20 protein-coding genes are annotated in these 22,584 nt (G+C 72.6%); 13 read left to right on the plus strand and 7 right to left on the minus strand.

Translation table 11 applies throughout. The features are described 5' to 3' along the window. Nucleotides 1-381 precede the first annotated feature (381 nt). The gene (locus AB0G10_RS03330; RefSeq protein ID WP_360915731.1) at nt 382-2,841 is read right to left on the minus strand and encodes a glycosyltransferase family A protein; all 2,460 of its coding nucleotides are present in this window, start codon (nt 2,839-2,841) and stop codon (nt 382-384) included. Between the two features lie 126 nt (nt 2,842-2,967). On the opposite strand from AB0G10_RS03330, the gene AB0G10_RS03335 reads away from it, so the two are divergent. Genes AB0G10_RS03335 through AB0G10_RS03355 form a run of 5 tightly spaced genes read left to right on the plus strand, consistent with a single transcriptional unit; the run spans nt 2,968 to nt 8,758 of the window. Further along, nucleotides 2,968-5,160, plus strand: a complete 2,193-nt coding sequence (locus tag AB0G10_RS03335) for a glycosyltransferase (protein ID WP_360915734.1) — start codon at nt 2,968-2,970, stop codon at nt 5,158-5,160. A gap of 2 nt (nt 5,161-5,162) precedes the next feature. Next, complete coding sequence (locus AB0G10_RS03340; RefSeq protein WP_360915737.1) at nt 5,163-5,816, plus strand: hypothetical protein; 654 nt, start codon at nt 5,163-5,165, stop codon at nt 5,814-5,816. An 11-nt stretch (nt 5,817-5,827) separates the two neighbouring features. Then, nucleotides 5,828-7,423, plus strand: a complete 1,596-nt coding sequence (locus AB0G10_RS03345; protein WP_360915740.1) for a hypothetical protein — start codon at nt 5,828-5,830, stop codon at nt 7,421-7,423. Then, nucleotides 7,420-8,385, plus strand: a complete 966-nt coding sequence (locus AB0G10_RS03350) for a glycosyltransferase family 2 protein (protein WP_360915743.1) — start codon at nt 7,420-7,422, stop codon at nt 8,383-8,385. The genes AB0G10_RS03345 and AB0G10_RS03350 overlap by 4 nt, the downstream gene beginning before the upstream one ends. After that, complete coding sequence (locus AB0G10_RS03355; protein ID WP_360915746.1) at nt 8,372-8,758, plus strand: GtrA family protein; 387 nt, start codon at nt 8,372-8,374, stop codon at nt 8,756-8,758. Before AB0G10_RS03350 ends, AB0G10_RS03355 begins: the two co-directional genes overlap by 14 nt. A gap of 71 nt (nt 8,759-8,829) precedes the next feature. Here the strand turns inward: AB0G10_RS03355 and AB0G10_RS03360 are convergent, their stop codons facing one another. Continuing rightward, entirely contained in the window at nt 8,830-10,092 is a 1,263-nt protein-coding gene (locus AB0G10_RS03360) for a nucleotide sugar dehydrogenase (RefSeq protein ID WP_360915749.1), read from the minus strand. A gap of 11 nt (nt 10,093-10,103) precedes the next feature. After that, nucleotides 10,104-11,843 (minus strand): stealth conserved region 3 domain-containing protein, encoded by a 1,740-nt coding sequence (locus AB0G10_RS03365; protein WP_360915752.1) that lies wholly within the window; start codon nt 11,841-11,843, stop codon nt 10,104-10,106. Nucleotides 11,844-12,082: 239 nt separating this feature from the next. Here AB0G10_RS03365 and AB0G10_RS03370 point away from each other — a divergent pair, with 239 nt between their 5' ends. From AB0G10_RS03370 to AB0G10_RS03385, 4 genes are all read left to right on the plus strand, one after another. Beyond that, a complete protein-coding gene (locus tag AB0G10_RS03370) occupies nt 12,083-12,313 on the plus strand; it encodes a hypothetical protein (protein ID WP_360915755.1) in 231 nt (76 codons plus the stop codon). A 65-nt stretch (nt 12,314-12,378) separates the two neighbouring features. Continuing rightward, nucleotides 12,379-13,938 (plus strand): signal recognition particle protein, encoded by a 1,560-nt coding sequence (gene ffh / locus AB0G10_RS03375; RefSeq protein ID WP_360915758.1) that lies wholly within the window; start codon nt 12,379-12,381, stop codon nt 13,936-13,938. A gap of 10 nt (nt 13,939-13,948) precedes the next feature. Then, the gene (locus AB0G10_RS03380; RefSeq protein ID WP_360915760.1) at nt 13,949-14,536 is read left to right on the plus strand and encodes a Uma2 family endonuclease; all 588 of its coding nucleotides are present in this window, start codon (nt 13,949-13,951) and stop codon (nt 14,534-14,536) included. Between the two features lie 25 nt (nt 14,537-14,561). Beyond that, nucleotides 14,562-15,638, plus strand: coding sequence for an amidohydrolase family protein (locus tag AB0G10_RS03385; RefSeq protein ID WP_360915763.1), 1,077 nt, complete (start codon nt 14,562-14,564; stop codon nt 15,636-15,638). Here the strand turns inward: AB0G10_RS03385 and AB0G10_RS03390 are convergent, their stop codons facing one another. From AB0G10_RS03390 to AB0G10_RS03405, 4 genes are read right to left on the minus strand one after another with little or no spacing between them, the layout of a single operon-like run. Then, on the minus strand, nt 15,639-17,072 hold the full coding sequence (locus AB0G10_RS03390) for a PQQ-binding-like beta-propeller repeat protein (protein WP_360915766.1): 1,434 nt from the start codon (nt 17,070-17,072) through the stop codon (nt 15,639-15,641). Then, on the minus strand, nt 17,062-17,565 hold the full coding sequence (locus AB0G10_RS03395; RefSeq protein ID WP_360915769.1) for a SigE family RNA polymerase sigma factor: 504 nt from the start codon (nt 17,563-17,565) through the stop codon (nt 17,062-17,064). The genes AB0G10_RS03390 and AB0G10_RS03395 overlap by 11 nt, the downstream gene beginning before the upstream one ends. Nucleotides 17,566-17,620: 55 nt before the next feature. Continuing rightward, a complete protein-coding gene (locus AB0G10_RS03400; RefSeq protein WP_360915772.1) occupies nt 17,621-19,054 on the minus strand; it encodes a PQQ-binding-like beta-propeller repeat protein in 1,434 nt (477 codons plus the stop codon). Further along, nucleotides 19,044-19,553: a SigE family RNA polymerase sigma factor gene (locus AB0G10_RS03405; RefSeq protein WP_360915775.1), complete on the minus strand. Its 510-nt coding sequence runs from the start codon at nt 19,551-19,553 to the stop codon at nt 19,044-19,046. The genes AB0G10_RS03400 and AB0G10_RS03405 overlap by 11 nt, the downstream gene beginning before the upstream one ends. 51 nt (nt 19,554-19,604) lie before the next feature. Here AB0G10_RS03405 and proS point away from each other — a divergent pair, with 51 nt between their 5' ends. The 4 genes from proS (at nt 19,605) to AB0G10_RS03425 (ending at nt 22,582) form a co-directional block, all read left to right on the plus strand. Continuing rightward, a complete protein-coding gene (proS, locus tag AB0G10_RS03410; RefSeq protein ID WP_360915778.1) occupies nt 19,605-21,011 on the plus strand; it encodes a proline--tRNA ligase in 1,407 nt (468 codons plus the stop codon). Nucleotides 21,012-21,013: 2 nt separating this feature from the next. Continuing rightward, on the plus strand, nt 21,014-21,661 hold the full coding sequence (locus AB0G10_RS03415; RefSeq protein WP_360915781.1) for a DUF402 domain-containing protein: 648 nt from the start codon (nt 21,014-21,016) through the stop codon (nt 21,659-21,661). Between the two features lie 173 nt (nt 21,662-21,834). Further along, nucleotides 21,835-22,347 carry a 30S ribosomal protein S16 gene (gene rpsP / locus AB0G10_RS03420; RefSeq protein WP_360915784.1) on the plus strand — a complete coding sequence of 171 codons (513 nt, stop codon included), beginning with the start codon at nt 21,835-21,837 and terminating at the stop codon, nt 22,345-22,347. Further along, entirely contained in the window at nt 22,325-22,582 is a 258-nt protein-coding gene (locus AB0G10_RS03425) for an RNA-binding protein (RefSeq protein ID WP_014447131.1), read from the plus strand. The genes rpsP and AB0G10_RS03425 overlap by 23 nt, the downstream gene beginning before the upstream one ends. The last annotated feature ends 2 nt before the right edge of the window (nt 22,583-22,584 follow it).

Consider the following 22,584-nt stretch of genomic DNA (forward strand, 5'->3'; position numbering starts at 1 on the left):
TCGACGCGGCCCTGGCGTTCAGCCGGTTTGGCGGCTGTACGGGAGTGCGGCTTTTCGGGCGTCGACGCGGCCCTGGCGTTCAGCCGGTTTGGCGGCTGTACGGGAGTGCGGCTTTTCGGGCGTCGACGCGGCCCTGGCGTTCAGCCGGTTTGGCGGGCTGTACGGGGGTGCGGCATTTCGGGCGTCGACGCGACCCTGGCGTTCAGCCGGTTTGGCGGGCTGTACGGGGGTGCGGCATTTCGGGCGCCGACGCGACCCTGGCGTTCAGCCCGCCGGGCCCGATACCGGCTCGGGCGGTGCTGTTCGGGCCGATCCAGCGGCCGGTCGGTGTCGGTGGACGCCCGGCCGGACAGCCCCACCGACGCTCCTCGAGAGGAGAACCTAAGCGCGCGGCAGAGCCGGCAGATCCGGCAGCAGCAGAGTGTCCAGAGCAGCCGCGAACCGGCCGTGGTGGTGTTCGAGGCGTACCAGGTCGAGGCCCCTCCGGCTCTGCGTCATGAAGGCGTCGGGCCTCCGGTGCAGGCGGGAGACGGCCGGGACGACCTCCTCCGGCTCGCAGTAGAGGGCGGCCGGGCCGAGCAGTGGCCGGAACCGGTGCGGGAGGACCGGGACGCAGCCGGCGGCGAGGGCCGCGAGGAGTTCCGGGTCGAGGGTCGTGGTGCGGTCGTCGGCGGGCAGGTGCAGGTAGAAGTCGATCTGGTGGAGGAACTGCCGGGCCGCCACGTCGGAGGGCCGGTAGACCAGCCAGTTGCCGGGCAGCTTCGCCGGCGGCGCCGGGGCCAGGACGCGGACGTCGAGTCCTCCGGAGGCGGGCAGGGCCTCGCGCAGGCGCAGCCATTCGGCCGCGACAGTGGCGCCGGGGCGGTCGAAGAGCATCCGGCCGATCACCGGGCGGTCGGCGCGCGGGCCGGTGCGGTGCAGGCGCCAGCGTTCCGGGTCGATGGTGCCGGGCAGGTCGGCCTTGGCGAGCCGGATGCCGAACGGGCCGCCGGCCAACTGGTGGCGGTCGGCCGCGCCGGCCGGGGCCCACCAGGGCTCGACGCCGAACAGCCGGCGCGCCTCGGCCTCGCAGTGGAAGGCCGCGTCGCCCCAGGCCGGGTCCGCCTCGATGACGACGCGGTCGGCGCGGACCGCGGACGGGTATCCGGGCGCGAACGCCACGAGCGCCGGGTCCTGCACGACGACCAGCCGGGCGATCACGTCGTCGGAGAGCATGACCTGGCCGACACGTCCGGAATTGATCAGGGCTTGGACGTCCGGGTCGAGGTTGGCGGGCCGGCCGGTGACGTGCCGCAGCAGGCTCATGTGCAGCACCGCGACCCGGCGTCCCGGCACGGCGGCGGCGCGCAGCCGCTCGCCCATCGGCCGGGTCATGCCCTCCTGGGCGCTCCAGTCGGCGGCCAGGATGAGGTCGTAGTCGTGGGTCTCGGCGGTCGCGGTGAGCTGCATGGGCGCGTCCCGGTCCAGCGGGCGCAGGGTGAGGCGGCGCGGCGCGGCGAAGGCGCGGGGGACGCCCGGGTCGCGGGGGCGCCGGGCTTCCGCGCGGCCTGCGGCCACGGCGGTGTGCCAGGCCTGGAAAGCCGACATGTACGCCCACCGCGCCGGGTGCATCCAGCCGGGCATGATGTCGGCGCTGGACAGTGAGCCGCCGGAGAGGCGGATCAACGCGAGGGGTTCGCCGCCGAGATGGTGGACGGCGGGCCGGCCGAAGACGGCGCGGGCGCGTTCCACGTATTCGGCGTCGGCGCCCTTGCGGACCGTGTCGAGGTAGCCGAGCCGCGCCAGGGCCGGCCCGCGCCGGATCATCAGCGAGGACAGGTTGTAGGACCGGAACTCGGGGACCCCCGGACGGGTGGTGACCAGGTCCTCGGTGACCCGGATGCCGGCCGACGTGGTGGCGAGCAGCGCCGGGTCGGCGATCAGCGGGGCCGCCTGCCGTTCCAGGCGCAGCGGGTGCGACCAGTCGTCGGAGTCCTGGAACGTGACGAACTCCCCGGTGGCGGCGTCCAGGCCGGCGTTGCGGGCCAGGTACGTCCCGCCGTTCTGGGGCATCCGCAGGATCCGTACCCGCGGGTCGAGGGCCGCGGCCCGGGCCAGCACGGCGTCGTGCCCGGGGCCGGAGCCGTCGTCGACGACCAGGATCTCGTGGTTGGTCCAGGACTGCGCGACGAGCGACCGGACCGTGGTGAGCAGCGCCAGCCCCGGCCGGTACGTCGTCACGATCGTGGTGATCCGGTGCGCCGACCCGACCCGGGCGGCCGGGTTCGAACGGATCCGGTCGAACCGCGGGCCGATCTCACCGTCCAGGGTGAACCCGGGCGCCGGCAGCAGGCCGAGGAACCGGTCCAGCCAGTCCTCGCCGGTGGTGAGGTCCACGACGAGCGCGGTCCGTACCGGGGCCGGGATCTCCGGATAGTCGGCCAGCAGCTTCTCGGTGCGGGTCCGGTCGCCGGTCGCGTAGGCGAGCTGCGCGTGCAGGCCCTGGTGCTGCGGGGCGACCCCGGCCGCGCCGAACGTGCGCAGCAGCGAGTCGAACAGCACCATGGCGTCGGCCCGGTCCTCGGGCCACAGGTCCTGGAGGGCGACGACGCGGGCGAGCTCGCCGAACGTCCACGGGTCGGCGTCCGGGAACAGCCGTCCCTCGTAGGCGCCGAGGATCAGATCGTCGACCGAGCGCCGGGCCGCCGCGTACGCGAGGACCGCGCGCGCCGAGGCCGAGCGGGTGTGCAGGGCCGCGGTGGCGGGCCCGCCGGAAGACGGTGACGGGCCGGACACCTCCTGCCACTGCCGTTCCAGCAGCTCGGTTCCGTACGCGTCCGGTGTCGTGTGCAGCCTGCGCATGTGCTCCTGCCGGGTGAAATCGCGATGCCGACGGGATCAACGCCCGGGTGGGTGGGAGCGTGACGCCGGACGAGCGCCGTTCGTTGTGGCGTCGTCAGGCATGGACGCCGAACAACGGAGATTCACGTGACCGAGCACGTCCACGACGTGGCGATCCTCTCGGACTTCCGCTACCCGGGCGGCACCTCGGCCAGCATCGCCGCCGAGGTGCGCGCCCAGGCCCGCGCCGGGCTGTCCACGGTCCTGGTCCAGGTCCGCTCGCCGCACCTGAAGCGGGACCGCCCCTTCCACCCCCTGATCGTGGAGCTGCTCCGGGACGGTTCGGCGCACCTCGCCGTCGAGGGTGAGGTGACCCGCGCGAAGCTGTTCGTGCTCCGCCAGCCCCGGATCTTCACGGCCGACCCGGCATCGGTGCCCCGGGTCGTCGCCGAGCGCACCGTCATGGTGCTCAACCAGGCGCCGGGGGACGCCGCCGACCCGGCCCGCTACTACGACTTCGCCGAGGTCAGGACCAGGATCGAGGGCTTCTTCGGTACGGGGATCGAATGGTCGCCGATCAGCCCGCAGGTCCGTACCGAGGTGCTGCGGTCCGCCCCGGACGCGCCGCTGGCCGGCACCGACTGGCACGAGATCATCGACGTGGCCGAGTGGTGGGAGGAACGCCCCGGGCCGCTCGGCGCGGTCCCGGTGATCGGCCGGCACGGGCGCCCCGACCCGGTGAAGTGGCCGCGCACCACCGAGGAGCTGCTCCAGGCCTACCCGGACGATCCGGCGGTCGAGGTACGGGTGCTCGGCGGCGGCGAGCTCGCGGTCGAGCGTCTCGGCCGCACCCCGGCCGGCTGGGACGTCGTCGAGTTCGGCTCGGTGCCGCCCCGCGAGTTCCTCGGCACGATCGACTTCTTCGTCTACTTCCACGACCCCGACCTGGTCGAGGCGTTCGGCCGGACGATCATGGAGGCCATGGCGGCCGGCGTGCCGGTGCTGATCGGCGAGCACTTCCGGCCGATCTTCGGGGACGCGGCGCTCTACACCACCCCGGCCGGGGTGCTGCCGCTCGTCCGCGAGCTGCACGCCGACCCCGCGCGCTACCGCGAGGTGGCGAGGCGCGCCCGGGACTTCGTGGAGACCCGCTTCGGGTACGCCTCGCACGAGGCGCGCCTCGCCGAACGGGGCGTGCGCCCGCCCGGCCCGGGCACCGACGTCGAGGTGCACCGCCCGGCCGTGCCGTCCCGCCGGTCCCGCGGCGTGCTCATGGTCAGCGACAACGGCGTCGGCCTGGGCCACCTCTCCCGGCTCATGGCGATCGGCAGGCGGCTCCCGGAGGACACCCGCACGGTGATCGCCACCCAGTCGCACGGCGCCTCGGTGGCGCACCGGGAGGGCTTCCTCACCGAGTACATCCCGTCCCGCAGCGTGCTGAGGCTGCCCCGGCAGCGCTGGACCGACATGCTGACGAGCCGCATCGAGCACCTCGTCGACCTGCACGAGCCGGCCGTCGTGGCGGTGGACAGCGTCCCGCACGACGGCATCGTGGCCGCGGTCCGGTCCCGGCCGGACGTCACCTGGGTCTGGGTGCGCCGGCCGATGTGGCGGCGGGACACCGGCGCCGAGTGGATCGAGCGCGGCGGGTACTTCGACGCGATCCTCGAGCCGGGCGAGTTCGCGGCCGCCGCCGACGAGGGGCCGACCGTGACCGACCGGGCCGGGGTGCACACCGTCGACCCGATCACCTACCTGGACGCCGAGGAGCTGGCCGAGCCGGCCACCGCCCGCACGGCGCTCGGCCTCGACCCGGGACGGCCGGCCGCGCTGCTCCAGCTCGGCGCCGGGAACATCAACGACATCGCGTCGCCGGTCGCGCGGATCGCCGGGCACCTGCGCCGGGCCGGGTTCCAGGTGGTGCTCGCCGAGTCCGCGATCGCCACCGAGCCGATGCCGCCGGTGCCCGGCGCACATCTCGTGAAGCTCTACCCGATCAGTCGGTATCTGCGCGGTCTGGACCTGGTGATCAGCGCTTCCGGCTACAACTCGTTCCATGAGCTGCTGGCGTTCGGCGTACCGGCGGTCTTCGTGCCGAACCGGCAGACCTCCCTGGACGACCAGGTGAGCCGGGCCCGGTTCGCGGCCGCGGCCGGCGCCGCGCTGATCGTCGAGGACCCGGAGAGCGAGGACCTGGACCGGGTGCTGGCCGAGGCGGTGCGCGACGACGTCCGCGAACGGCTCCGCCGGCGCTGCGCGGAGGTGGGACCCGGCAACGGCGCCGCGGCGGCCGCCCGATGGCTGTCCGAGCTGGCCGACCGACGAACCCCCGGAGTATGACCATGTCCGACACCCCCGCCGAACTCACCGATCCGGCCCGGGTCGACGCCCTGGTCGTCCGCCTGCGGACGATCGAGCAGCAGCGCGACGCCTGGCAGTCCCGGTTCGAGGCCGTCTCCGGCGAGCGCGACGAGCAGCGGGAGGCGGTGCGGCGGTTGCGGGCCAGCGGCTCGTACCGGCTCGGCCGTACCCTCGTGTCCCTCGCCCGCAGCCCGCTGCGCACCTCGCGCAAGCTGGTGGTGCGGGGCAAGCCCGCGCGGCGGAAGAAGGTACCGGCGCCGCCGCTGCCGACCCGCCTGTACGTGGCGATCGGGCTGGACCTGGCGGCGCTGCGCGACTTCGTGCTGGCGGTCCGGCGGCGGCTGCTCGTCGAGAACGACCACCGGGCCGTGGTGCTCACCGACGAGCCGGCGTTCTCGCTGCTGCGCAAGGCCGGGTTGGTCCTGGAGTACCTGCCGGACCGCCTGACCTGGCAGAAGCACCGGCCGGACCGGCCCTGGGACACGGTGCTGGCCGAGCGGCTCGCCCACCTCTCCCGGGACCACGAGGCCGCCCAGGTGATCTTCGTCGATCCGGACGCGCCGCTCTCCCTCGCGGATCTGCTCGCGGAGATCGACACAACCGCACCCGGGCGGCCGTCGTTGCCTCAGTCGTGACTGCCGAAACCGTGACATTGCCCCAGCAATCCGCCGGCCGGGACATCGCGTCCCCGCCGGCGGACGCCCCGGACCGCCGGGGGCTCTGGGGCCATGTCCTGCGCCGCTGCGTGCTCGTGCCGCTCGTGGTGATGGCGCCGCTCGTGGCGGTCGCGCCGCGCGGCGATCACCGGTTCAACATCTACTGGCACGGCGGGATGTTCCTCGACCACCCGCAGCGGATCGTCACGCACACGATCGGGACCGGCGAGACCTACCTGCGCCTCGGCAACTTCCGGCCGCTCGGCCGGATGCTGGAGAAGGCGCTCGACACCCTCGTCCTGCTCGGCGCCGAGCAGCTGCACCTCTCCCCGGCGATCATGCTGCGAGTCGTCACGGCGGGCGCGGCCGTCGCGCTCACCATCGCGCTGGTGATCTTCGCGGAGAGCCTGCTGACCCGGGGGCGGCTGTTCGGTTCCGCGCCGTCGCTGGTCGCGCTCCTTTCCCCGTACGCCGTGGCGGGCGGGTTCGTGGCCGCCGGCACCAACAGCACCACCACCCTCTTCGGCGGGCTCTACCTGAGCACCACGGCACTGGTCCTGCTCGTCGCGGCGGCGGCCTGCCGGCTCGAGCGGATGCGCTGGTGGCACGCGGTCCTGGCGGTCACGGCCGGGGGCGCGCTCGCGGTCGTCAACGAGCCGGCGTACTTCGCCGTGCCGCTCGCCGGCGTCGCGGCGCTGGCCCGCGGCCGGTTCGTGCTCGGCCTCGGCGGCCGCGACCTGCTGCGGTCGGCCGGCGTCCGGCTCGCCGCCCTGCTCGCGGCCGGGTTCCTGCCGGTCTTCGCGATCGTGCGCTGGATCATCCGCGGGTACTGCGCCGACGGCGGCTGCTACCACGGCTCGGACATCACGATCGACGGCCGGTCCCTGCTCGTCCTGCCGGCCCGGATGCTGGCCTGGCTGCCGCCCGCCCAGTGGCAGGCCGCCACCGAGAAGACGCCGGGCACCTGGCTGTGGGGCGTGGTACCCGTGGTCGTGCTGGCCGTCATCGCAGTGCTCGGTCTCCGTACCCTCAAGGTCGTGGCCCGGGCCGAACGGCCCGGCGCCGGACCCCTCACCGGCCTGGCAATCGCCGCCGTGGCCCTTCTCGCCTTCGGCGCCATGCCGGCCGCACTCAGCGTCGAGGTGCACGACTACTTCGACATGCGCGCCCTGGTCACGCAGGGATGGCGCGACTCGGCCGTGACGGCGCCGGCCGGGATGCTGCTCGTGCTCGTGGTGATGCTGAAGGTTACCCGCCGCTTCTACCTGCCGCTGCTGCTCGCCTCGCTGGTGATGTGCGCGGCGGTGACGGCGACGGCGAACCGCGCCTACGCCGACGTCGCGGCCTCCTGGCAGTCGGCGCAGCTGGACAACCGGATCGCGCTCGCGGTCGGCGGCTTCGAGCGGAGCCCGGCCGGCGACGGGCGTCGATGCGCGCTGCTCACCGAGGCGCTGCGCAACCTCGACGGTGAGCCGGCCCGGCAGAGGCGGCTCGTCGAATCGCTGGACGCGGCGGCGCGGGCGCTCGCGGGCGTGCCGTTCTGCGCCTCCCCATCTCCCTCCTCCTCTGACAGGGCTTCCCGATGAACGATCCGCTGATCTCCGTGGTGTCGCCGATCTTCAACGAGGGTGAGGGCGTCGACCGGTTCGTGGAACGGGTCGGCGAGGTGCTCGAGGGCGCCGGGCTGCGGTACGAGCTCGTGCTCGTCGACGACGGCTCCTCGGACGACTCGTGGTCGCGGATCGCCCATCGGGCGCGGCTCGACGCGAGGGTCCGCGGTGTGCGCCTGTCCCGAAATTTCGGTAAAGAGGCGGCTTTACTGGCAGGGCTCGAACAGGCGGGCGGCGACGCCATCGTGGTGATCGACTCGGATCTCCAGCATCCGCCGTCGGCGATCCCGGCCATGGTCCGGCGCTGGCAGGCCGGCGCGCACGTGGTCGAGGCCGTCAAGCGCAACCGGACCGGGCAGTCCCTCGGCAACCGGCTCAGCTCCCGGGTGTTCAACACCGCCTTCACCGGGCTGACCAGGGTGGACCTGGTGAACGCCACCGACTTCCGGCTGCTCGGCCGCCCCGCCCTGGACGCGCTGCGGCAGATGCCCGAGCACTCGTCCTTCTTCCGCGGGACGAGCAGCTGGATCGGCTTCACCCGGGCCACCGTCGAGGTCGACATCGACCACCGGGCCGGCGGCGCCTCCCGCTGGACGCTGCGCGGCCTGTTCCGGCTCGCCGTCAACGGGCTGACGTCGTTCACCTCGGCGCCCCTGCACCTGGTGACCCTGGCCGGGATCGGGTTCGCGCTCTTCTCCGTGGTCCTCGGCGTGCAGACCCTGGTGCGCTGGATCAGCGGCGGCTCGGTGGCCGGGTTCACCACCGTCATCCTGCTGCTGCTGGTCACCGGAACCTTCGTCCTGCTCGGCCTCGGCGTCATCGGCGAATACCTGGCCCGGATCCACGAGGAGGTCCGCCGGCGCCCCCGGTATCTGATCCAGGAGAGGTCCGCCGGCGTCTTCGAGCAGCTGGTGCCCGAACAGCATGCCGAACGGTGAGCTGATCGCCCGCCTGTTCCGCTACGGGGTGAGCGGCGGCCTGAGCGCCCTCACCCACTTCGGGGCAGGGCTGGCCGGGGTACGGCTGCTGGGCCTCGCCCCGGTCGTGGCGTCGGGTTTGGGGTTCGCCGCCAGCGTCGTCGTCTCGTATGTGCTGCAGCGGGCCTGGGTCTTCCGCTCGTCCCGCCGGCACGGGGTGGCGGGACCCCGGTTCCTGGCCGTCACGGGCATGGCGTTCTCGCTCAACACGGCGGTGCTGTGGGTGGGGTCGTCGGTGCTGCACGGGCCCTATGTGGTGGTCCAGGCCGTGGCGATCGTGCTGATCCCGCTGCTGAACTACGCCGTCAATTCGAGGTGGACCTTCACGGCCTGATGTCGCCGTGCCGGAGACGACCGCGGCCGCACCCCGGGGAGGGGCGCGGCCGTGGCGAGCGGAGAACAGGTTCAGAGGCGGTGGGCCTCCCGGACCGAGGTGACGCCGCGGGTGTCGAAGAAGCGCTTGGCGATGCGGGCCAGGTGGTCCGCGTCGTACTCGCGGTGGTTCTGGACCAGGATGACCAGGTCGGCGGAGGCGGCCGCGCCTTCGAGGTCGTCGGTACGGGACACCGGCACCCCGCCGATGTCCCAGGTCCGCACGTGCGGGTCGTGGTAGGCGACGGTGGCGCCGAGCGCGGACAGCTGGCGGGCCAGCGGTGCGGCCGGCGATTCGCGCTGGTCGGCGATGTTGGCCTTGTACGTGATGCCGAGCAGCAGGACGGTCGCTCCACGCACGGCCTGGCCGTCGGCGTTCAGCAGGTTCTGAGCGCGACGGGCGACGTACGCGGGCATCGTGGTGTTGATCTCCTGGGCCAGCTCCACGAAACGGAACGGGTAGCCGAGCTTGGTGCGGACGTTGTGCGAGAGGTAGTTCGGGTCGATCGGGATGCAGTGGCCGCCGACGCCGGGTCCCGGGTAGAACGCCTGGAAGCCGAACGGCTTGGTGGAGGCCGCGTGGATCACGTCCCAGAGGTCGATGTCGAGCTCGTGGCAGAACCGCGCCATCTCGTTGACCAGGGCGATGTTGACGTGCCGGTAGGTGTTCTCGAGCAGCTTCGCCGTCTCCGCCTCGCGGGTGCCGCGGGTCTGCACGACCGTCTCGATGAAGCGGCCGTAGAAGGCGGCGGCCGCGGACGTGCAGGCCGGGGTGTATCCGCCGACCACCTTCGGGGTGTTGTGCGCGCCGTACACCTCGTTGCCCGGGTCGATCCGCTCCGGGGAGAACGCCAGGTGGAAGTCGATGCCGGCGGTCAGCCCGGAGAGCTGTTCGAGGCGCGGGCGGACCTCGTCGTCGGTGGTGCCCGGGTACGTCGTCGACTCCAGCACGACGAGCATGCCGGGCCGCAGGTTGCGCCCGACCGCCGAGGTGGCGCCGAGGACGGCCCGCAGGTCGGGGCCGTCGCCCTCGGAGAGCGGGGTGGGCACGCAGATGACAGCGGTGCGGGCCTGCGCGATCAGCGTCTCGTCGGTGGTCGGCAGGAAGCCGTCGGCCACCATGGCCTCGACGTCGGAGTCGCTCAAATCGTCCACGTGCGACTGCCCGTCGGCGAGCGAGCGCACCACGGTCTCGTCGACGTCGAAGCCGAGGACGGACAGGCCGGCCCGGGTGGCCTGCTGTGCTAGGGGCAGGCCGACGTACCCGAGTCCGAGGATGACGACGTCGTAGCTCATGGCGGTTCTCCTTAGGATGAAGTCAGGCGACCGGACAGCGGCTGCCGCGGCGCGGCGATCGCCGGCGCCGGAGCGGCGGTGGCGGGGCGCGGCACGCGCAGCTCGAACGGCGACGGGAACGGCAGGTACAGCGGCAGGAAGTCGGCGAGCAGCGCTTCCTGGTCGGCCGCGGCGGCGCTCGCCACGTCCACGTCGTTGAGGCAGAACGCGTCGACGTTGCGGCCGCGGAGCAGCCGCGCGAGGCGCAGCGGCGTGACCGTCGCCGCCAGGTCGGTGTAGAGGTAGCGGATGTTGCCCTTGGCGGCGCGGCCGGTCAGGTACGCGTAGTACTGCTGGAGCGAGGAGAGCAGCGAGACGTCGTCCGGGTGCCGGAACTGGTGTCCCGCGGTCGCCGCCACCTGGTCGGCGAACCGGCTCTCGATCTCGGCGATGACGCTGCGCCGGGACGGGTGCGGGGTGTGCTTCATCTTGCGGGTCAGCACCCGGCCGAACGCCTCCTCGATGAGCCGCCGGTTGTTCTTGGCGGCGGAGTCGGCGGGCCGGTCGCCGGGCGCGTGCGGGGTGACGTCGACCTGCGCCTTCGACGGGAAGAACTTGGTGAGCCCGCCCGGCGTGAAGAAGAGGTCCGGGGTGATCGGCCGGCCCAGGATCACGTCGTCGTTCAGGTACAGGAAGTGCTCGGCCAGCCCGGGGATCCGGTGCAGCCGGGATTCGATCGCCTGCGAGTTGAAGGTCGGCAGCGTGCCGGTGTCGCCGAAGATCTCCCGGTGCCCGACCAGGGTGATCCGGGGGTCGGTGAGGTCCAGCCAGGCCGGCACCTGGTCGTCGGTGACCAGGAAGATCCGGCGGACCCAGGGCGCGAAGCAGTGCAGCGCGCGGAGCGAGTAGCGCAGTTCGTCGCGGCTCGCGTACCGGGAGTCGTTGGCGGCCTGCGCGTTCACGCCGGAGACCCACGGGTTGCCGTCCAGGGCCCGGTTCTTCCGGCGCTGCCAGGCCGGGTCGCCGCCGTCCACCCAGGTGTAGACCACGTCGATCGGGAAGTCGATCCGGTCCGGGTCGACCGCCGTGAAGACCGGCCGGGTGCGGTACCCGGTCACGTCGTCGGGGGAGCTGAACGGCCCGAAGACCGGCTCGGGGGCGATCACCGAGGGCTCGCCGGCCGGGATCGAGTCGGCGACCTGGTTGCGGCGCGGCGCGATCAGCCGGCCGTCCTTCTCCCGCCAGAACTCGACCTCGCAGGCGTACTCGGCGCCGAGGAGCATGCTGCCGTCCGGGTCGGTGACCGGCCAGCAGACCGAGACGACCCTCGGGACGCGGCGCCGGGCGGCCAGGACGGTGCGCAGCCGGCCGTGGTCGCGCTTGGCGAGCTCGCGCAGCAGGGCGAGGACCCGGTCGCGATCCTTCTCGGTCACCGCGATCACGGTGCCGAGCGGGGTGGGCGCCGGCAGGCGGAACCAGTCGACGCCGGCGGCGTCCAGCCCCTGGGCGACCCGGTCGAGGTTCTGCCGGCGTACCTCCGCGGGGGTTGCCGTGGCGACCACCCGCGCGGCGACGCCGCGCACCCGCGCGACCCCGGTGCGGGTCGATCTCGCGCGGCGCGGCATCCGGCCGGGTGCGAGGGGCATGAGGGTACGGGCGACCGCGAGCCGCCGTTCCGGGGCGATGCGCGGAAGCAGGTGCTTCTCGGCCGACGTGAAGATCCGTCGCCGGACCGCCCAGGGGGCAAGCCGCAGGATCTGCCGCAGGGTCACGCCGTCGTCCTTTCGCCGCAGGTCCGCCGACGCACTCAACGCGCAGGATGAGACGGAAGTTGCGGTCTATATCAGGAGTTGCACCCTTTAAATGCGGTATACGCGGTTCATGGGCATCTTGTGGCCGTTTGCGGGAGACCCCACCCCTAGGGGAACGGATCGGGGTCTCGGCCGATGCGGGTTGTTGCGCGCGCACTGCATGGTGGAAAGCGGCAACGCGACGACGGCGGGAGGCCGAGATGGGTAAGGCTGTGGCGTTTCTGGCAGCACTGATCGCCGGGGTGATCGTGGTGGGCTGGGTGGTCAGCTCACTGCTCGGCGGGTTCCTCTACTACCTGATCGTGGGAGCGCTCGTGGTCGGCGGCGGCGCCTGGCTCTACGCCCGGCTCAAGCGCGAGCTGGCCCCGGGCACCCGCACCCAGCGGCGCATCGAGGCGGCCGCGAAGACCTACCGCATGCGGAACCGGTGACCGCGGAGCGGTACGGCTAGGCTTGCGGTCTACGCCAAAACTCTCGACCACCGGGAAGTCCAGCTGTGTTTGACACCCTGAGTGACCGCCTGTCCGGGATCTTCACGAAACTCCGCGGCAAGGGCAAGCTCACCGATGCCGACATCGACGCCACCGCGCGCGAGATCCGTCTCGCGCTGCTGGAGGCCGACGTCGCGCTGCCGGTGGTCAAGGCGTTCATCGCCAGCCTCAAGGAGCGGGCGCGCGGCGCCGAGGTCTCCCAGGCGCTCAACCCCGCGCAGCAGATCATCAAGATCGTCCACGAGGAGCTCATCAACATCCTCGGCGGCGAGGGCCGGCGCCTCGTGTTCGCGAAGCAGCCGCCGACCGTCATCATGCTGGCCGGCCTCCAGGGCTCCGGCAAGACGACGCTGGCCGGCAAGCTCTCCCGCTGGCTCAAGTCGCAGGGCCACCAGCCGCTGCTGGTCGCGGCCGACCTCCAGCGGCCGAACGCGGTCAACCAGCTCCAGGTGCTGGCCGGCCGCGCCGGGGTGGACGTCTACGCGCCCCAGCCCGGCAACGGCGTCGGCGACCCGGTCCAGGTCGCGAAGGACTCGATCGAGCACGCGCGGCGGACGGCGAAGGACATCGTCATCGTCGACACCGCCGGCCGTCTCGGCATCGACGCCGAGATGATGCAGCAGGCCGCCGACATCCGTGCCGCGGTCAACCCGGACGAGGTCATCTTCGTCATCGACGCGATGGTCGGCCAGGACGCGGTGCAGACCGCCGAGGCCTTCCGCGACGGCGTCGGCATCACCGGCGTGGTGCTCTCCAAGCTCGACGGCGACGCCCGCGGTGGCGCCGCGCTCTCCGTCCGGCAGGTCACCGGCCAGCCCATCCTCTTCGCGTCCACGGGTGAGAAGCTCGAGGACTTCGACGTCTTCCACCCGGACCGGATGGCCAGCCGGATCCTCGGCATGGGCGACGTCCTGACCCTCATCGAGCAGGCCGAGCAGGCCTTCGACGAGGACCAGAAGGAGAAGATGACCAGCAAGCTGCTCGGTGGCGAGCAGTTCACGCTGGAGGACTTCCTGGACCAGCTGATCGCGGTCCGGCGGATGGGCCCGATCGCCAACATCCTCGGCATGATGCCGGGCATGGGCCAGATGAAGGACCAGCTGGCCGAGCTCGACGACAGCCACTTCGACCGGGTGACCGCGATCATCCGCTCGATGACGCCGCAGGAGCGCACCACCCCGAAGATCATCAACGCGTCCCGCCGGCTGCGCATCGCGAACGGCTCCGGCGTGACCGTGATGGACGTGAACCAGCTGCTCAACCGCTTCGCCGACGCGCAGAAGATGATGAAGCAGATGAGCGGCATGATGGGCCTGCCCGGGGGCCGCCGCAAGGCCACCAAGAGCCCGAAGAACAAGCGCAAGGGTACGAAGGGCGGCAACCGTCCCCGCGTCGGCGGCGCCGGTGGCGGGATGCCGGCCGGATTCCCGGGTGGGATGCCGCAGCTGCCGCCGGGCCTCGACCCGAACGCCCTGGCCGGCGGCGGGGGCATGCCGCCCGGCTTCAAGCTGCCGAAGCTCGACTTCAACAAGCTGAGCAAGCCGCCGAAGGACGACAAGAAATGATGTGAGTGGCATGGATGAGGCCGAGCACCTGCTGGGGCGAGACGACCTGACCGTCGACGACATCGCGGACCTTCCCGAGGACCTCCGCTATGAGTTGATCGACGGAAGGCTCGTGGTGTCGCCCCACGCTCCGCCCATCCATCAGTACATCGGACTCCGGGTCGCGCATGCGTGTGCTGAACGCTGTCCGGACGACGTGCTCGTCAACGGCGAGCAGGCGGTCCTGCTGGACCGGCGCAACGAGCTGCGTCCCGACGTGGTGCTCATCCACGAGGAGGGCGCGGGCAGGTCGCCGGTCCGTCCGGGTGACGTCCCGCTGGTCGTCGAGGTCGTCTCGGAGTCGTCGAGGAAGTTCGATCGCGACGGCAAGCTGAAGAAGTACGCGTACGTCGGGATCCGGAACTACTGGATCGTCGACCCGCTCGCCGGGCGCGTCACCCTGAGCCAGTTCGTGCTCGGTCCGGGCGGCGACTACGAGCAGCTCCTGCAGACCGTTGAACTGGTCACCGTCGATCGGCCGTGGGAGATCACGCTCGACCTCCCGGCCTGGACGAGCCGGCGGGACCGGATCCGGGCGGTCGCCCGGCCGGACAACTGAACGGTTGATCAGGTAGGACTGTCCCATGGCATTGCATGTGCGCGGGACGGTTCTGCCGGACGGCGAGGTCCGGGACATCTGGCTGGTCGGCGACCGGGTCACCTACGAGCCGGTGGCCGGGGCCGAGACGATCAGCGACGGCGGGTTCGTGGTGCCGGGCCTGGTGGACGCGCACTGCCACCTCGGGATCGCGTACGGGGCGAAGCCGATCGAGAGCGTCGATCAGGCCCGTGAGCTGGCCGTCATCGACCGGGACGCGGGGGTTCTGGCGCTGCGCGACGCGGGGTCGCCGTACCCGTACCCGGAACTGGACGACGAACCGGGCGTGCCGCGCCTCGCCCGCGCGGGGCGGCACGTGGCCGCGCCGCGCCGCTATCTGCGGGACATCGGCGTCGAAGTGGCGGGCGACGACGTGGCCGCCGCCGTGACCGCGCAGGCGAAGGCGGGCACCGGCTGGGTGAAGCTGGTCGGCGACTGGATCGACCGGGGTGTCGGCGACCTGGCCCCCTCCTGGGACGCCGCCACGATGGCCGCCGCGGTGGAGGCCGCGCACGCGGCGGGAGCCCGGGCCGCGGTGCACACGTTCTCCGAGGAGGGCGTGGAGATCATGGTGCGGGCCGGGGTGGACTCGGTCGAGCACGGCACCGGCCTCTCCCTCGACCTGATCGACGAGATGGCCCGGCGGGGGACCGCCCTGGTGCCCACGATGATCAACATCCGCACCTTCGGGAAGATCGCCGACTCGGCGAGGGGCAAATTCGACGGGTACGCGGACCACATGCTCCACCTGCGCGACCGGTTCCCGTCCGTGGTGCTGGCCGCCTACGAGGCGGGTGTCCCGATCTACGTGGGCACCGACGCGGGCGGCGGCATCCGGCACGGCCTCGCCGCCGACGAGATGCTCTACCTGCACGAGGCCGGCATCCCGGCGGAGGACGTGCTGGCCTCGGCGTCGTGGCGGGCCCGGGAGTGGCTCGGCTTCCCGGGCCTGGTCGAGGGCGGCCTCGCCGACCTGGTGGTCTACGACGCGGACCCGAGCGCCGACCTGCGCGTGGTGAAGGCCCCCCGCCGGATCGTGCTGCGAGGAGCCGTCATCAAATGATCATCGGGTGAATCGGTATCGGACCAGGCGGGAGCCGTCGACGCAGGCGAGCGTCTCGGCACTCCACGCGCAGTGGCCGGCGGGCCCCATGGCGGAGGATCCGCTGGGGAACTCGCCCAGAACCGTCCGGGCGCCGTCCACGGCCGACACCACGGCGACGGTGGTCCGCTTGCCGTCCGGGCGCATCTGGAACTGCAGCATGTTGCCGTCGTCGATCCAGCCGATGTCGCCCGGCCCCTCGTAGAGCACCCGGCCCGCGTCGTCGCGCAGTGCGGCACCGCGCCCGCTCCCGGTGAGGATCCGGCCGGCCCGGGCGGTGCCGCGGGACATGAAGCTCGCCGGTGCCGTCCACAGCGTCCGGGCCGCGTCGACGTCGACTGCCACCACCCGGGAGTCCTTCTCGTCGTCGTCGGCCGCCTCACCCACGCAGACCCGGCCCGCCCCGCAGCCGAAGAGTCCCCGGGGGCCCTTGCCCGGGCCGAAGGTGAAGATCACCCGTGCGGTGCTGTCGTCGCCGAGCGCGGCGGCCCGGATCTCGTCGCCGACCGGCCAGAACACCGTCCCGTCGTGCACCGTGGTCAGCCCGCTCTGGCTGTTCAGCACCGTGGCGATGCGGTTGCGGACCGCCCCGGTGCGGACGTCCCGGATCAGCATCCGGCCGCTGGTCAGCTGCTGGAACATGTATCCGTCGCTGAACGGCTCGTTGTTGCTCAGCCCCCAGCGGCGTACGTCGTTCCCGCCCGGGATGCCCGCGTTGAACCTCGGGCGGTCCGCGCCGCCCGGCGCCGACCAGAGCCGCTCGCCGGTGCGTATGTCGAAGCCCTCGGTGAGGCCGTCGGCGGCGTGCACCCGTACCAGCACGTCGGTGTGGAACACCAGATCGTCGTCGAGCTCGTGCACCAGCGACCAGCGTTCCGCTCCGGTGGCCGGGTCGAGGAGATGCATGATCGGCTGCGGCGCGGCCTCCCGCAGCAGCACGGTGCCGGGGATCGGCACCGGTATGTCGGTGTCGCCGAGGTCTTCCAGGGTGCTCCAGAGGATGTCGCCGGTGCGTCCGGCGACCGCCACCCCCCGGTTCCGCCGGGCGTCGCCGCCGGCGGCCATCGGCATCGAGACCGCGTACACCCGGCCCTCGGACACGGCCGGGTAGCTCCAGTACCGGTCGCCGCCGAGGTCGAGCGGCTCGCCGAGCGGCTCCAGGCCGCGGATCGGGGAGTTCGGCGTGGCCGGCAGGATCGGCTCGGCGCGGTGGCCGCGCTGCCAGGCAGCCACGCCCACGCCTGCGATCGCCAGCAGCGTGGCGAGCGCCGCCGCCACGGCCCGGTTGCGGGTGCGCCGGGCGCCGCGCCGGCGGGCCGCCACGGCCGGTGCGACCGGGACCGTGTCGCCGTCCCGGCTCAGGTCCGCGAACATCTCGTCCAGATCAACCGGCACTGCGGGCTCCTTCCGGGTATTCGTGGCCGAGGGCGGCGGCGAGGCCGGCCCGCCCGCGGGACAGCCAGGACTTGACGGTCCCGGTGGACGCCCCGGTCTCGGCGGCGATCTCGGCGATCGTGCGGTCCATCAGGTAGTGCAGGACGAGCGCCTGCCGATGCGCCGGCGGCAGGTCCCGCATCGCCCGGACCAGCAGGACGGTGTTCTCCGACGGCGGCGGCGCCGGCGGCTCGGGCCGTTGCGCCGCGGCGTGGTCGCGGCGGCGGAAGATCCGGCGCCAGCGGTCGGTGGAGAGCCGGTTCACGACGAGCCGCAGCCAGGCCTCCGGATCCTCGTACCCGGACACCTTGCGCCACCGCTGCCAGGCCCGGGCGTACGCCTCCTGGACCAGATCCTGCGCCTCGCCGGGGTCGCCGGTCAGGCCGAACGCGTACCGCGTCAGCCGCCGGGACGTGTCCCGGTAGAACGCGTCGAAGTCGTCGGTCCCCGTCATCTCACCGCCCTTTCCGGGGATCAGACACGACGAACCTGGGCGCCGGGTTGCGGGGTCAGCGGAGGAATCTCCACGTCCACAGTTCGGAGCCGGTCGGGCAGGTCAGGTATTCGGCGTTCCAGTCGCAGCGCCCGGAGATCTCCGGCATGGTCCCGAGCTCGGTCCGCCGCCCGTCCACCGCCGAGGTCGACACCGCGGTGAACCGGCCGGTGGCGTTGTCCCGGACCAGGGAGAGCACGTTGCCGTCGTCGATGAACCCGCCGACGCCCGGCACCTCGGCCAGCAGGGCGCCGTCGTCGCCGAGGATCGCGGTGAAGTGGCCGGCGCCGGCCATCCCGGACTGCACGATGCGGCCGAGCCGGGCCGAGTTGACCTGCCAGCCGCCGGGCGCCGGCGTCTCGCGCAGCACCCGCCCGGTGGTCGCGTCGATCACGAGCAGGTAGGAGCCGTGCGTCCACTCGGTGAGGCTGCGCGACTCGAAGACGCAGAGCCGGTCCGGGCCGCACGGGAGGTAGCCCTCGTTCGCGCCGCGGTGGACGAGGGCCGGCGGCCCCGAGCCGGGATCGGTGCTGGTGGCGAGGATGCCCCGCCCCGGCCCGCTGGTGTAGACCATCCCCTCGTACCCGATGACGTCGCCCTCGCCGGTCGCCTTCGCCGGCACGGTGGCGCGAAGCTCGCCGGTCCGGACGTCCCGGATCATCACGGTGCCCTTCTCGGTGACCACGATGAGACGGTCGTCGGTGAACGGGAACGCCTTGGTGGCGTTCATGAAACTGAACGGGCTGTTCCCGCTGGCGGAGATCTCGTTCGGGTCGGCGGCGGTCCGCATCCCGCCGAGCCGGTCCGGGCGGTCCGGGCCGGCCGGCGCCGACCAGAGCCTCTGACCGGTCACGATGTCGTAGCCCTCGACCGCGCGGGTGTCGCCGGTGATCCGGGCGATGACGTCGACGTGCAGCTCGATCCGGTCGCCCCGGCCGAGCGGCAGCTCCCACCGGAGCAGGCCGTTCGCCGGGTCGCTGAACTGCAGGACCGGGTCGTTCTTCAGGATGAGGGCGCGGGGTGTCGCGATGAACCCGTCGATCCGGGAGGTCCGGGGGAGCACGATCGACGTCCAGGCCTGCTTGCCGGTGGCCGCGTCCAGCCCGCTCAGCGTGGCGCGGACACCGGAGGTCATCGCGGCGACGTGCGAACCGGCGATCCGGGCGCCGTTCCAGAACTCGACGGCGGACGTGCGCAGCGGCTCGCCGACCGGCTCCATGCCGCGGACCCGGGCCGGCGTGGTGGCCGGCAGGATCGGCGTGACGTGCCGGGTCTGCCGCACGATGCCGGCCCCGGCCAGGACCAGGATCACCACGGCGGCCACCGCCAGCGCGGCCCGGGTGCGGCGGCGCCGGTCGCCGCGCCGGCGCACCTCCTCGAGTCCGGCGAGGGGGTGGAGGTCGGCGTGCCGGCCCGCCGCGGCGAACATGCGCTCCAGGTCAGCGAACACGGCGGACTCCTTCCGGGTCGTCCAGGCCGAGGGCGGCGGCGAGGCCGGCCCGCCCGCGGAACAGCCACGACTTGACGGTGCTGATGGTCGCGCCGGTCTCCTCGGCGATCTCCGCGATCGAGCGGTCCAGCAGGTAGTGCAGCGCGAGCGCCTGGCGGTGCGCGGGCGGCAGCGTCCGCATGGCCCGGACCAGCAGGACGACGTCCTCGGAGGGTGGCGGGACGAAGGCGGCCGGCTGCTGTGCGGCGGCGTGGCTGCGGCGCACGAACACCCGGCGCCAGCGGTCGGTGGAGAGCCGGTTCACGATCAGGCGCAGCCACGCCTCCGGGTCCTCGTACCCGGAGACCTTGCGCCAGCGCTGCCAGGCCCGGGCGTACGCCTCCTGCACCAGATCCTGGGCCTCGCCCGGATCACCGGTGAGCCCGTACGCATAACGCATGAGCCGCCGGGAGGTGTCCCGATAGAACGCGTCGAAGTCGACCTTCACAGAAAGGGACACGGGACGCCCACCCGGCAGGTTGCGCACGGCGCGAGACTAGGATGTCTCCTCATGGCTCGCGTGCTCACTCCCCGTGCGGAGGACTTTCCCCGCTGGTACCAGGATCTGATCGCCAAGGCGCAGCTCGCCGACAACGGCCCGGTGCGCGGGACGATGGTGATCCGCCCGGTGGGGTACGCCATCTGGGAGCGGATGCAGGCCGACATGGACGCCCGGATCAAGGCGGCCGGCGTGCAGAACGCCTATTTCCCGCTCTTCATCCCGGAGAACTACCTGCGCCGCGAGGCGGACCACGTGGAGGGCTTCTCGCCGGAGCTCGCCGTGGTCACCCACGCCGGTGGCAAGGAGCTCGCCGAGCCGCTGGTGGTCCGCCCGACCAGCGAGACCGTGATCGGCGAGTTCATGGCGAAGTGGGTCGACTCGTACCGTGATCTGCCCCTGCTCCTGAATCAGTGGGCCAACGTGGTGCGCTGGGAGCTCCGCCCGCGGACGTTCCTCCGGACGACCGAGTTCCTCTGGCAGGAGGGGCACACCGCGCATGCGACCGAGCAGGACGCGCGCGAGCACGCCCGGGACATCCACCGCAACGTCTACCAGGCGTTCATGGAGGACTTCCTGGCCATCCCGGTGATCCCCGGCCGGAAGACCAAGGGTGAGCGGTTCGCCGGCGCGACCAACACGATGACCGTCGAGGCGATGATGGGCGACGGCAAGGCGCTCCAGATGGGCACCTCGCACGAGCTCGGGCAGAACTTCGCGAAGGCGTTCGACATCACCTACTCGTCGGCCGGGCGCACCGTCGAGCACGCCTGGACCACCTCGTGGGGCACGTCCACCCGGATGGTCGGCGGTCTGATCATGGTGCACGGCGACGACAACGGCCTGCGGCTTCCGCCGCGCCTCGCGCCGATCCAGGTGCAGATCATGGTGGTCAAGGCGGGCGAGGGCGTCACCGAAGCGGCGGTCGAGCTGAGCGAGGAGCTGAAGACCGCGGGGGTACGGGTGAAGCTCGACGACCGGGCGGACATCCCGTTCGGCCGCCGGGCGGTCGACGCGGAGCTGCAGGGCATCCCGATCCGCGTCGAGGTCGGCCCCCGGGATCTCGCGACCGGCAACGTCACGGTGGCCCGCCGGATCGACGGCAGCAAGTCGCCGATCCCGCTCGCCGACGTGGTGGGCGCGGTCACCAGCGCGCTCAAGGCCGACCAGCAGCGCCTCTTCGACGACGCGCTGGCGTTCCGCCAGGAGCGCACCGTCGACGTGAAGACGCTGGGCGAGGCGATCGAGGTCTCGCAGACCGGGTTCGCCAGGGTGCCGTGGTCGGCGGTCGGCGAGGCCGGCGAGAAGGAGGCGAACGGCAAGGCCGTCACGGTCCGGTGCCTCACCCGCGAGGACGGCTCGATGCCGGAGTCGGACGACGAGCCGAACCTGATCGCCTACCTGGGCCGCTCGTACTGAGAATGCGTTTCGTCGCGGGCCGGCCGGTCGTCTACCGAAACTTCTCGGGCGGCCGGCTGGTCCACGTCCGGCCCTGCCGGGTGATCTCCGACGACGAGCGCGGCCTGCTGCTCTGGCTGCCCCGCGGCTCGGCCGTCCTCAACGAGACGGCGGTGGACGGCCGCGGCGTGCGCGACATGTCGTTCGCCGAGTGGTCGGTCACCGAGCGCCGGCTGGTCCCGGCCACCTGGGCCGGGCCGGCCATCCTGATGTTCCTGCCGGCCGAGGGCGAGCACTCGGTCTGGTTCTTCCGCACCGAGGAGGGCGCGTTCCGCGAGTGGTACGTCAACCTCGAGGAGCACGGGGTCCGCTGGGACGACGGTGACCTGGCCGGCGTCGACGTGGTCGACCAGGACCTCGACGTGGTGGCCGCGCCGGACCGCACCTGGCGCTGGAAGGACGAGGACGAGTTCGCCGAGCGCCTGGCGCTGCCCGAGCACTACTGGGTGCCGGACCCGGACGCGGTCCGGGCCGAGGGCCGCCGGGTGATCAAGAAGATCGAGGCCGGCGAGTTCCCCTTCGACGGGACCTGGACCGGCTTCCGGCCCGGCCCGGACCAGGAGCTGCCGCTCGGGATCCCGCCGGGCTGGGACCGTCCGGCGGCGCGTTGAGACCCGGTTGGGATTCCCGGCCTCTCATCTGGCAGAATGGCTTGTTGGTATCCGGCATGCGACAGGCGCCCTCTAACCCCTGATCGTGACGCCAGTCCACGAGGCTTCGGTCCCGCATCCCCACGTGGGTACCGGTCGGCTTCACCCACGCAGTCATCAGGAGCGAAAACACCGTGGCCGTTAAGATCCGGCTCCTGCGGATGGGCAAGATCCGCAACCCGCAGTACCGCATCGTCGTCGCCGACTCGCGCACCAAGCGCGACGGCCGCGCCATCGAGTACGTCGGCATCTACCAGCCGAAGGAACACCCCTCGGTCATCGAGGTCAAGTCCGACCGCGTTCAGTACTGGCTCGGCGTCGGCGCCCAGCCGAGCGAGGCCGTGCAGCGCATCCTCGAGAAGACCGGCGACTGGCAGCAGTTCAAGGGCCTGCCGGCTCCGCCGCCGCTGCTCGTCGCGCCGAGCAAGCAGAGCCGGACCGAGATCTACCAGGAGGAGGCGAAGGCCGCCGCCGGTGTCGCCGACACCAAGCCGGCGACCACGCCGAAGGCGAAGAAGGCCGCCGCTCCGGAGGTCGCCGAGGCTCGCCCGGCCGACACCAAGGCCGCCGACCCGGCCGAGCCGAACCGCGAGGCCGTCGCCGAGACTGCACAGGACCCGGCCGGTGCCGGCGCCGACGCGAGCTGACGGGGCGCTCCGGCCCGCGCTGGAGCACCTCGTCAAGGGCATCGTCGACAACCCGGACGACGTCCGGGTCCGCCTGGTCGACTCGCGCCGCGGCAAGCGGCTCGAGGTCCGCGTGCACCCGGAAGACCTGGGAACGGTCATCGGGCGCGGCGGCCGGACGGCCAAGGCCCTGCGTCAGGTGATCGGGTCGATCGGCGGTCGTGGCATCCGCGTAGACATCGTCGACGCCTACTGATG

Source organism: Actinoplanes sp. NPDC023714 (assembly GCF_040639855.1).
In the GTDB taxonomy this organism is placed as follows: domain Bacteria; phylum Actinomycetota; class Actinomycetes; order Mycobacteriales; family Micromonosporaceae; genus Actinoplanes.